The organism is Mucilaginibacter sp. FW306-07-L, assembly GCF_058782065.1.
Window position 1 is genome coordinate 2,165,251 of record NZ_JBYSXI010000001.1, and the last position, 11,865, is coordinate 2,177,115.

Annotated in this window: 9 protein-coding genes; 5 read left to right on the forward strand and 4 right to left on the reverse strand. The window is 44.2% G+C overall.

All coding sequences use genetic code 11. The features are described 5' to 3' along the window. Nucleotides 1–28 precede the first annotated feature (28 nt). From AC3WJC_RS09470 to AC3WJC_RS09485, 4 genes are read right to left on the reverse strand one after another with little or no spacing between them, the layout of a single operon-like run. Nucleotides 29–1,624 carry a RagB/SusD family nutrient uptake outer membrane protein gene (locus AC3WJC_RS09470; protein ID WP_492398837.1) on the reverse strand — a complete coding sequence of 532 codons (1,596 nt, stop codon included), beginning with the start codon at nt 1,622–1,624 and terminating at the stop codon, nt 29–31. A gap of 14 nt (nt 1,625–1,638) precedes the next feature. Beyond that, a complete protein-coding gene (locus AC3WJC_RS09475; RefSeq protein WP_492398838.1) occupies nt 1,639–4,650 on the reverse strand; it encodes a SusC/RagA family TonB-linked outer membrane protein in 3,012 nt (1,003 codons plus the stop codon). Nucleotides 4,651–4,680: 30 nt separating this feature from the next. After that, the gene (locus AC3WJC_RS09480; protein WP_492398839.1) at nt 4,681–5,739 is read right to left on the reverse strand and encodes a FecR family protein; all 1,059 of its coding nucleotides are present in this window, start codon (nt 5,737–5,739) and stop codon (nt 4,681–4,683) included. Nucleotides 5,740–5,779: 40 nt separating this feature from the next. After that, nucleotides 5,780–6,334, reverse strand: a complete 555-nt coding sequence (locus AC3WJC_RS09485) for an RNA polymerase sigma-70 factor (protein ID WP_492398840.1) — start codon at nt 6,332–6,334, stop codon at nt 5,780–5,782. A 238-nt stretch (nt 6,335–6,572) separates the two neighbouring features. Between AC3WJC_RS09485 and AC3WJC_RS09490 the strand changes: the two genes are divergently transcribed. From AC3WJC_RS09490 to AC3WJC_RS09510, 5 genes are all read left to right on the forward strand, one after another. Then, a complete protein-coding gene (locus tag AC3WJC_RS09490; protein ID WP_492398841.1) occupies nt 6,573–7,556 on the forward strand; it encodes a helix-turn-helix domain-containing protein in 984 nt (327 codons plus the stop codon). A gap of 97 nt (nt 7,557–7,653) precedes the next feature. Beyond that, complete coding sequence (locus tag AC3WJC_RS09495; protein WP_492398842.1) at nt 7,654–8,718, forward strand: alkene reductase; 1,065 nt, start codon at nt 7,654–7,656, stop codon at nt 8,716–8,718. A 73-nt stretch (nt 8,719–8,791) separates the two neighbouring features. Continuing rightward, nucleotides 8,792–9,679, forward strand: a complete 888-nt coding sequence (locus tag AC3WJC_RS09500; protein WP_492398843.1) for an NAD(P)H-binding protein — start codon at nt 8,792–8,794, stop codon at nt 9,677–9,679. A 175-nt stretch (nt 9,680–9,854) separates the two neighbouring features. Continuing rightward, nucleotides 9,855–10,856 carry an aldo/keto reductase gene (locus AC3WJC_RS09505; protein WP_492398844.1) on the forward strand — a complete coding sequence of 334 codons (1,002 nt, stop codon included), beginning with the start codon at nt 9,855–9,857 and terminating at the stop codon, nt 10,854–10,856. Between the two features lie 59 nt (nt 10,857–10,915). Further along, nucleotides 10,916–11,830 carry a helix-turn-helix domain-containing protein gene (locus AC3WJC_RS09510; RefSeq protein WP_492398845.1) on the forward strand — a complete coding sequence of 305 codons (915 nt, stop codon included), beginning with the start codon at nt 10,916–10,918 and terminating at the stop codon, nt 11,828–11,830. Nucleotides 11,831–11,865: the final 35 nt, after the last annotated feature.

Genomic DNA, 11,865 nt, shown 5'->3' on the forward strand with positions numbered 1-11,865 from the left:
GGGGCTATAAGTTACTTATTTAAGCTGATTAATAACCCGGATTTTGCACCAGGTTAGGGTTCAGCGCTTTTTCGCTGGTTGGTACCGGGTAAATCCGTTTGTTAACATCGGTACTGGTTTTAAAGCCCCAGGCACCTTCAAACTTGCCAAAACGGATCAGATCGTTACGGCGCCAGCCTTCCCAGGCAAACTCACGCGCGCGTTCGTCAAGCAGTTGATCGAGGGTTATACCGGTTACCAACGGCGCTTTGGCACGGGCGCGTATTTTATTCACCAATACATCAGGCGTTTGCAGCTCGCCGTTTACGGTGGTGGCGGTTGCACCCCTTAAAATGGCTTCGGCTTTCATCATCATCACATCGGCCAGCCTTAGCACCGGCATATCATTACCCTGATAACGGGTGCTTGAGTTGGCGTTCGGATCCGGGTAAAATTTGATAGAGCGCACACCTCTTGCTTTACCTAATTCATCATTACCCACATCCATGGTAGCAGGCCTTACCAAAGGCATTTCGGGCGTAAAATCCAGGTGATAATCAACCGCTGCCGAACCATCAGCACCGGTATAGCTCGCATCAACGCCTTTTTTGGTTGATTTGATAACTACCGGCGACCCATTATTTTCATATTGCTTACCGGCCAGCCAGGTTGTGTTACGAACATCACCGGCAAGGTTAAACTTCTCATAAAAATCCTTAATGGTGCTCAGCGCGATACTCGGGCGGAACGGAATATTGTATTTAGCCTGCAATGCGGTATGTAAGCCGAAACGGGTAAAGTGATTACCTTCAGCCACATTCGGATCATACGGAACAGCAAAGATAGTTTCTTTTATTTGCGGGCCATTATTCGGCGCGAATAAGGTCATGTAATCGGCATCTAAGGAGTAGATACTCTTTGCGCCGTTCAACACACTATCTGCCATGGCTACCGTCTCTGTAAACTTAGGTTGGCCGGTGTAGTATTGGGCATTGAGATACAATTTTTCTAACAGGGCAAACGCCATCCACTTGGTTGGGCGGCCGTAGGTAAACGTTCCGGCGTTAGCGTTAAGGCTTGGCGCAACTTCCTTCAGCTCCTTCTCAATAAACGCGAACACTTCGGCACGTGGCGCGGTTTTTGGCGGCGATGTTACCGGAAAGCTGGTAACTAACGGAACGTTGCCATAAAGATCCATTATAAAATAATAAAATAAGGCACGCATAGCACGCATTTCGGCAATTGAGCGGCGTTTATCATCACTGTCAGGCGTGGCTTCAAATAAACTGATAATTCGGTTACAGGTGTTTATACCGCCAAAGCCCCACTCCCAGTTTGAGCGCACGTTCGGATGATCCGGCCCCCAGGTGTGCAGGTGCAAAAATCGGTACTGGCCGCCGTCGTCATAATTACCATCACGGGCGGGTATAATGGCTTCGTCGGTTGATAACTCCTGCATACGCCAGTAATCCACCGCGTAAATTGAACGCAATTGGGTATATACCGGACCCGTAGCGGCTATAAAACTTTCGGGATTGGTTGGAAAATTACCGGGTGTAAGCTGCGACTCAACATCTGTATCCAGCTTGGTACAGCTTGTTATAACACCGGCTAATAGCGCGGTAAATAAATATATCTTTTTCATGTTTATTTGGCTGATTAAAAGTTTACGCTCATACCTAAAAGGAACGATCTGGTTTTAGGGTAAAAATTATTGTTGTCAATTCCGGGGTTAAGTCCGCCCATATTACTTTCAGGATCAATACCACGATAATTAGTTATAATAAAAAGGTTATTGCCCGTGGCGTAAAATCGGAGGCTGTTGATTGATTTGGTTTTAAATTTAAATGTATAACCCAGGGTAGCATTATCCAAACGCAGGTATGAACCTCTTTCCAGGTACCTGTCTGAAAGGATATAGGCGTTATTATCATTAGGAGATTCACCCAGCGTAAAACGTGGTATGTTAACGTTAGCCGCGTCAGACGGGCTGTTAAGGTTAGCCAATGTTGCATTCAGCACTTTGTTGCCGTAAACGCCGCGTAAAAAGAAACTAAAGTCGAAGTTTTTGTAAGCAAAGCTATTGTTCCAGCCGTATAACAGCTTTGGCTGCGCATTACCTGCTATGGCAAAATCGGCTACAACGGGTGGCTGGTTGCTTATACTACCATCGGCTTTGTAAAACTGCGATACGCCGTTAGCATCCTTGCCTGCATAACGTGCCAATAAGAAAGTACCAATCGGATAACCCTCCTGCACAATTTGCGATGGATTGGCCGATTGGCCTTTACCACCCAGATATGCGGTTTGTAAATAAGGCAGCGTAAACTTATCGTTTGATAGCGATGCTACCTCGTTGCGATTATAAGAGAAATTCAGAGAGCTTGTCCACTTAAAATTTTTGCCGTTAAAAGGCTTAGCTGAAAGCATAACCTCAACACCCTTATTGCTTATTTTACCTGCATTAGCTGTTAGTGTATTGGTAAAATATTCTGTGGTAGATACATTGTAATTCCAAATAAGGGAAGACGTACGTTTATCATACACATCAGCTGAACCGGTTAACAGGTTATTGAATAAGGCGAAGTCAACACCAATGTTAGTCATATCGGTACGTTCCCACTTTAAATCAGGATTAGGGTTTTGCACCGGGCCAACCGCGTTTATAAAATTGCCGTTGTAATAAAAACGCGACGTGGTTGAAGTTTGGTAAAGCAGCAGGCGCGTAAACGCGTCAAAACCTAAACTGTTGCCTGAGCTACCGTAACCGGCTCTTAATTTTAAATCATTCACAAACTTTACATTTTCCATAAAGCTTTCTTTACTTATATTCCAACCGGCTGATACAGCAGGGAAATAGCCCCAGCGATTGTTAATACCAAAAGCCGATGAACCATCGCGGCGAAGCGATGCCTGCAACATATATTTATACTTGTAGTTGTATTGCGCACGACCGTAAAACGAGATGAGACGTAATGTAGAGATGGGCGCTACCTGATCATAAGCTATGGTTGAACCCGCAGGTGCGTTACCCAGGCTTAGGTTATTATAGGTTAAAGCATCGGTAATAAAGTTACGGTTTGAGGTACTGAAACCATCGTTGTTCCTGTCTTCCTGCCACGAGTAACCGGCAAGCAACTTTACATCATGATCGCCAAAGGTTTTATCATAATTAAAAAAAGATTCTAACACCTTTTTATTATTTGTATAACTGTTGCGCAAAGCGTAACCATTATAACCCTGTGCCAAGCCTGAAGCGCGATTGTAATAAGCGTTATTATTATTCTGCTCATCCTGGTACGATAAACTAAGCGTATACCTCAACCCGTCAAACAGTTTAGCCTCGGCCATGGCGTTACCTAAAAAGGTTTTTACCTTACCATCAAGTACCGAATTTTCAACCAGCGACACCGGGTTAAGATAACCACGGGTACGGGTAAAGTTTTCGGTAAAGCTGCCATCAGGCTGCCTCACATTAACAGTTGGCAAGTACGTCAGCATGTTTTGGTAAACCTCGTCAGGGATATCGCTGGTTGAAGTAATGCTGTTCACTGCCGATACATTCAGGCGCAGGCGATCATTAAAATATTTTTGATCGAGATTGGCGCGCAGAATAAAACGCTCCATTTCCGAATCCTTGATGATACCCTGATTTTTAAGGTAATTCATACTCACATTGTAAGCTGTTTTACCGGTATTGCCGCTTAAGGACAGATTGTGGTTATGTGAAAAAGCACTGCGGGTAAGTTCTTTCTGCCAATCAGTGTTAGCACCCTCGTTATTATCAACCGGGTTAAGGCTACGGTTGTTATCAGCCAAAAACTTACGCAGTTCGTCGCCGGTAAGTACATCTATCTGGTTTGATACTTTTTCAAAACCGGCATAAGCGCTGTAGCTTAAACGTGGTTCGCCGGGTTTGGCCTTGCGGGTGGTTACCATGATAACACCGTTTGCCGCACGCGAACCATAAATAGCTGTTGATGATGCATCCTTCAAAATATCCATCGTCATGATATCCTCCGGCGCAAGCAATGCTATTGAAGCACCAGGTACGCCATCAATTACATAAAAAGGCTCTTGTCCGCCACCCCGTAAAGTTGAGGGCCCACGCAGAATGATAGAACCCGTTTCGTTAGGGTTGCCGCTGCGTGTAACGTTAAGCCCCGGTACCTTGCCCTGCAGTAATTGCGCCGGCGAACTAATTACACCGCGGTTAAAATCCTCAGCTTGTACCGAGGTAATAGAACCCGTAACCTCTGCCTTGCTTGAGCGGCCGTAGCCGGTTACCACTACCTGTGTTAAAGCTGTAGCACCCTCTTTTAACACAACAGCCAGCGATATTTTGTTACCTGCCGTAGCGGTATAACCCGACAGGGTTTTGGTTATGTAACCTACATAGGTAAAGGTAAAAGTATAATTGCCGCCCGTTTGCAGGTTATTGATGTTAAAAAGGCCGTCCTTATCGGTAACGGCATTAATAGCGGCACCTGTAGCGATATTTTGCGCGTTTACTGTTACGCCGGGCAGGGCTACGCCGGTTGAATCCTTAACGATACCTGTTGCCGAGGGCGCGGTTTGCGCGCGGGCAATTGTAAAGCTTAGCAGCGCCACCAAAAACAGCATAGCTGTTTTCAAGCTGACCGAAAAGCAAGTTTTGTAATTTTTGAACATAATGAATTGGGTTTTCTTGTGATGAAATGTTTACTTTTTCTTTTGAATGCTGATGGGTATGATGGTATATGTACTATCGGTTTTTACTACCTGTAGTTTATTGAGCGTACTGATGGTTGATAATACTACCGGCAGCGAATCGGTAGCGATGTTAAAATCGCCCGTAAAACGGTACTTTTTCAGATCGGCCTTAATGGCAATGTTGTTTCCGTACAACTGCTGCAATTTGCTGAATACATCCGGCAATGGCTGGTTAACAAAGCGCAGGGTATCGCCATTGAGTTTCATGGTGCCGGCAATTGCTACTGCTGGTTTAGTAACGGCGGCTTGCTTAATAAAGCTATGCAGATCTACATTGCCGGTAGTTTTATTGTAAACCAATTCCTTACCCGGCAACAGGTATTGCGGCTCAAAACCATGCGCGGTATTAATGACCTTAACCTTACCTGAATGCAGCTTAACACGTGTTATATTTTCAGCAGGCCAGGCGGTAATGGTAAAAACAGTACCCAATGCAGTGGTGGCTACCTCGCCCGAGAATACAGTAAATGGACGGATTCTGTCCTTAGCTACCTTAAACCGTGCAACACCGGTAAGATATATATCGCGTGTTTTATTTTTAAAGGGAAGTTTGTAACATACCGTTGAGCCCGGCGATAAAGCCACATCCGACCCATCATCCAGCTTAATATGCTGAACACGATTGCCATGGTTGGTAGCATTTTGCCAGTTGATGATCTGCGTTTTTGAAACCACATCCGGCTTGCTCATCGGTTGATGGCGTGTAAGCTCAAAAATTAACAATACTGCAAAAACGCATATTGTAGCAGCGATGCTGATGTATCGCCATAACTTAACCGGTTGCCTTTTTGGCTCAACATGAACTTTTGAAAGTATAGCCGCCAGCATCGCCTCTGATTTTTTGTCATCAGGATGTGTGCCGGCAATAAAAGAGTGCCATTCATTATAACTGAGGAAACGCTCTACCGCCTCCGGGTTTTGCAGAAGGTATTGGTAAACCTGTTCAGCTTCTTCGGCTGTGCACTGCCTGGTTAAATATCGTTTTATTAGTTCGTCCGTTGGATGCATATACTCCCAATACGGGAGCCAAACGCTTAGCCCCTAACGCTTAACAATTATTTAATAAAGCATCCAGCAAAATAATGAATGTGGTGCTGATAGCTGATTTACGCAATTGTTTTATGGCGAGGGTTATATGGTTTTCAACCGTTTTTATTGATATGGACAACATCTCAGCAATTTCGGCATTGGTTAGATTATTAAACCTGCTGAGTTTAAAGATCATCTTTCGTGCCGGCGGGAGCCTTTCAATGGCATCGTTAACATTTTTCAGTGTTTCCCTATCACCCAGATTATCAATGTAAGACTGATTGATCTCACGCTCTAACTGGTTGATCAAATTGTTGCGCACAGCATCCTTCCGTAATTCGTCAATCATGGCATTACGTGCTATGCGGAACAACTGCACATCAATAGTATGCTCGGCCGAAAGCTGGTGCCGCTTTTCCCAAAGTTTAATAAATGTTAATTGTGTTACTTCCTCAGCCAGATAGGCTGATGAGGTTTTATGTGCCACAAAAGCATAAACCTTTTGATGGTATTGATAGTATACCATTTTGTAGGTTATTAGGCAATCCTGCTTTAGTGCATGCACGTTTTCCATAGCAGTGCAAAAGTTTGGCATAAATATTACCTGCAGGCTATCCTGATGTTAGGTTATTATTAAGAATATCATTCTTAACTCAATGGTTTCGTGAAGATAAATAAATATTGCGCAACATCTTTTATTGACCGGCAAGAGATTTCAGCTTAATGATAAACACTGCTTTTGAGGTGCAATAACCAGGTATAGATATTTGCTTTATTAATGCTTAAATTCGGTCGTTAACAAAATACAGTTAATGATATTTAGCTTTACCGCCACACCGGAGTTTGATTTTATGAGCTATTTTGCCCGGTACATCGGGGCAACGATAACCAATGATTTATTAACCATTCCGAAAAATTTAGGCAATGGATATATTCGCAAACTATCCTTTGATCCGGGATTTAAGATCACGATGCACCATTATGTGCTGAAGGAAGACCTGATTATTAAACGCAACACATCCGGATTGGGTAATGAGTTGATCACCATCTTTTTTTACAGTAATGAGCAAACGCTCGGCATCACGTATGACAATGATCAGGATATCCAGTTTTCCGAGCGCGATGATTCCGCCATTCAGGTTACCTCTAATGACCTGAATTCAACCATACGTTTCCCGGCGGGGCATACCATACGTTACGCGGTGATCGCCATAATGCCCGCCTATCTGAAAACACTATTGGCCTTAAATAAATTAAATTCCACACTCGAAACTATAACCAGCCCCGGTAAAACATTTCTGTTTTTTGAAAACATGACGGCAGAAGCTAAATTATTGCTAAAAAATTTAAGCGCGGTAGACATGAGCGATGATTTAAGCCAATTTTACATGCAGATAAAAGTACAGGAACTCCTGTACCTGCTTTTTCAAAAACTATCTAAACGCGAAAGTTTACCACATCAAAATATTAACAGCGCGGATGCGGCCAGGCTTCTCCACATCCGTAATGAAATTATTACTGACCTGAGCACGCCACCCGTTCTGCACGAATTGGCAAAGATTGCCGCCATGAGCGAGACAAAACTCAAACAACTATTTAAGCAGGCTTTTGGAGATACGATTTACAATTACTTTCAGTATGCCCGTATGGAAGAGGCTGCCTTTTTGTTGAAACAGGCTAAGCATTCAGTTGCTGAAGTTGGGTACGAACTGGGTTTTACCAATTTAAGCCACTTTAGTCGGCTGTTTAAAAAACATTACGGCCTTACACCCAAACGGTATGCATCTCAGGCCTAAACCTATTCGTCGTATCCGACTGTTTTTTTGCCTTATCAGGCTATTATCAGCTTACTATTAGGTGCAATTTTGCTTCATCAACTAAATGAAGCAAAAAATGAAAAAGTTATTCACGCCTTACAGCAAAGCCACACTACAGTTAAAAAATCACGTAGTGATGGCACCTATGACCAGAAGCCGTGCTATTGGCAACGTGCCCAATGCCTTAATGGCCACCTATTACAAGCAGCGCTCGGGTGCCGGGTTGATTATTACCGAAGGCACCTCGCCCAGCCCCGAGGGTTTAGGTTATCCACGTATTCCGGGTATTTTTACTAATGCGCAGGTAGAAGGATGGAAACAGGTAACCAATGCTGTTCATGATGCCGGCTCCAAAATATTTCTGCAATTGATGCATACCGGCAGAATAGCCCATAGCTTAAACCTGCCCGAAGGCCATCAGGTGGTTGGCCTGTCGGCTATTAAAGCGGCGGGCGAAATTTATACAGATACCGGTATGTTTGAATATTCGGCCCCATTGGCATTGGATGCAGAAGGTATAGCCCGTGTTATACAAGATCATGTTCAGGCTGCTAAAAATGCCATAACCGCAGGTTTTGATGGTGTTGAACTACACGGTGCACACGGCTATCTGCTGGAGCAATCTTTAAACCCCCACGTAAATAACCGCACGGATAACTATGGAGGATCAATAACTAACCGCACCCGCCTTACGTTGGAGATCATCGAAAAAACAGTAGCCGCTATTGGGCCGGACAAGGTTGGCCTGCGAATTTCACCATTTTTAACCTCTAATGATATGCCCGTTTACGCAGAGGCTGAAGTACAGGAAACCTATGTAACTCTGGCTAAAGAAATAAACCGGCTGGGCATAGCATACCTGCACATTTCAAACAATCCGGGCATTCCCGAAAAAACACATCATCAAATTCGTGAGGCCTTCGCTAACACCATTATATACTGCAACGGGTTTACGGCAGAAACAGCCGAAGCCAAACTCCAGGATGGTTCGGCAGACCTGGTTGCCTTTGGCAGAAGTTTTTTGGCCAACCCGGATTTTATGAGGAGAATAGAAAAAAACGCCCCCTTAAATGAGTTGGATTACAACACACTTTACACTGCCGGCGAAGAAGGCTATACGGATTATCCCGTGCTCAATTAATACTTATCATCAATATAAAACACCTTAAATCGCCAGTTTACTGGCTTCATTAACCATTAAAACACTACCAAAAATGAAAATTACAACCACAGGCTCATTAGGAAATATAGCCAAACCATTAGTAAAAAAACTGATCGCAGCCGGCCATGATATAACCGTGATCACCACCAATGATGACCGCAAAATCGAAATTGAAGGCTTGGGCGCAAAGGCGGCTATCGGCTCCATTAGCGATCAGGCATTTTTAACTAAAGCATTTACCGGCGCTGATGCGGTTTATACCATGATGCCACCATCAATGGGCCCGGGCAATATGATACAAAACATCGCCGATGCCGGACAAGCTTATGCTAATGCCATTAAAGCGGCCAGCGTAACAAGGGTAGTAATGCTGAGCAGCATTGGCGCTGACGCTGCTGAAGGTACCGGCCCTATACAAGGCGTTCATCGTGTTGAAAAGATATTTAAAGAGTTAGATGGTGTGAACATTACCGTTTTAAGATCAGGCTTTTTCTACATTAACTTTTTAAGAGATATTCCGTTGATAAAAAGCAAGGGTATATTCGGTAACAATTACAATGGTGATGACCGATTGGCCCTTACGCATCCGGAAGATCTGTCAACAGCACTTGCAGCAGAATTACAAACCGAAGGGAACGGTTTTAAGGTAAAGTACATGGTAAGTGATATTTCTACCGGAAACAATATTGCAAAACTATTAGGCCTTGCTATAAGTAAACCTGAAATTACATGGACACAAATACCCGATGAACAATTAAAACAAGGTATGCTTGCCGGAGGCTTGCCACCTGAATTAACGGGCCTTATAGTAGAAATGGGCCAAGGCGTACGTGCAGGTATTATTACCAGTGATTTTTTTGGCAGCGGTGCAAAAGTAACCGGCAAAATTAAGCTGGAACAGTTTGCCGAAGAGTTTAAAGCCGCATATCTGCAGGCTTGAGTATTGATGGCTGGTTATTATTAACCGCAGATTAATTAAAACCATGCATATTCACTGGTAATTGATTCAATTGAAGCATTATATATGGCTGCATGGACACGATATTCCGCTTTATGGACACATCAAAGCGTTTAATATGACGGAGATTTGCCCTATCAAAAAAACGATTTGCATTATGAAAATAGTTAAGTTAGGTAGTCAGGGACTCTTAATTCCTCAGTTAGGGCTGGGCTGTATGGGGATGACCTCCATGAACGGCTGGGATATTTACGGCAAGGCAGACGAATCTGAAGCTATCGCTACGATCCACCGTTCTTTTGAACTGGGCGGCAATTTTCTGGATACGGCAGATATGTACGGCCCCGGACTGAATGAACGATTGATCGCCAAAGCTGTCGCCCGTAACCGGGATAAGTATATTATTGCTACTAAATTCGGTTATGAGGTAGATGATAATGAACAACTGACCTGGAATTACAACGGCTCAAAGGCTTACGTAAAAAAATCGGCTGAAAGGTCCTTAAAAAACTTAAAGACTGACCATATCGACCTTTATTACCTGCACCGGCTGGACCCAAATACACCCATTGAAGAAACTGTAGAAGCTATGGCTGAATTGGTTAAAGAAGGAAAAGTGAGGTATATCGGCCTATCAGAGGTATCCTCGGCCACCATACGAAAAGCACACGCGGTGCATCCGCTTACTGCTGTACAAACAGAATATTCCATGTTTGAACGTGATGTTGAGGAAGCCGGTATAACTGATACGCTGTCTGAACTGGGCATTGGCTTGATCGCATACTCGCCGCTTGGCAGGGGTTTCCTGACAGGTGACCTAAAAAGCCCGGATGACATCCCTGCGGATGATTTCAGAAGAAATATACCCCGTTTTCAGGGAGAACAGTTTTACAAGAACGTGGAGCTTGTGAACGCGATCAATGAGCTGGCAGGCGAAAAAAATGTAACCCCTTCAAAGTTGGCGATAGCCTGGGTGCTGGCGCAGGGCCATGTGCCTATTCCCGGCACCAAGCGCGTTAAGTACATTGAGCAGAATATAGACGCGACCGATATTGTGCTAAGTGAGCAGGAATTGGCCCGCCTGGAATCTATCGTGCCGTTAGGAACAAGTACGGGTGCACGTTATGACGCGGGTTCAATGAAAGGAATTGACCGATAAAACAATAACGCAGGGTATATTCAGGTATATCCTGCATTACTTTACTTAACTTACAGCCAATGAACCATAAAATACCATATCCTGTAAATTCCATGTCTGATCACCGCCGGATTCTTTCTCTTCCGGGGGCAGAACATCCGCTGATCGATGTTTTTCGGATGGAAGATGTGAAGCATAATCCGGATAAACGCTTCAGCACTTTACTGCTGAACGTGTATTGCATTGCCCTGAAAAAGAAAGTGACGGGAAAAGTACAGTACGGACATGGATTTTATGACTACGATGAAGGGCTGATGTCCTTTTTTGCACCGGGGCAGATCGTTGCCTCTGTTCCTGAAGATCATGAGCTTGAGGGCTGGTGCGTGGCGTTCCATCCGGACCTGCTTAAAGGCTATTCACTGGCAAAAAAGATTGAGGGATACAACTTTTTTTCTTATGCGATCAACGAGGCCCTGTTCCTTTCAGAGAAAGAAGAAAACCTGATGAACGGTATTGTTGACAACATACGTCAGGAACTAAACACTTCAATAGATAGTTTGACACAGGAAGTAATGATATCGCATCTTGAACTGCTTTTGCATTACAGCCAGCGCTTTTACCTCCGGCAGTTCCAAACCCGTAAGACGGCACATCACCACCTGATAGCTGAGGTAGAAAATCTGCTCCACGCCTATTTTAATGATGATGATTTACTGCTTACCAAAGGCGTGCCGACGGTTAACTACCTGGCAGAAAAGCTGAACCGGTCACCTAAATACCTCAGTGATCTGCTGCGAAGCGTTTCCGGGCGAAGCGCGCAGCAGTACATCCAGGATCATTTGCTCGAAAAAGCGAAAGTACTGCTAACAAGCAGCGACTTAACGGTTGCGGAAATAGCCTACCGGCTTGGATTCGATTATCCGCAATCATTTAATAAATTGTTCAGGCGAAAAACAGATCAGACACCGCTTGTCTACCGTCAGTCGGTAAATTGAAAAAGCGGGGCTTTATAAAACATACCATTTCGCTC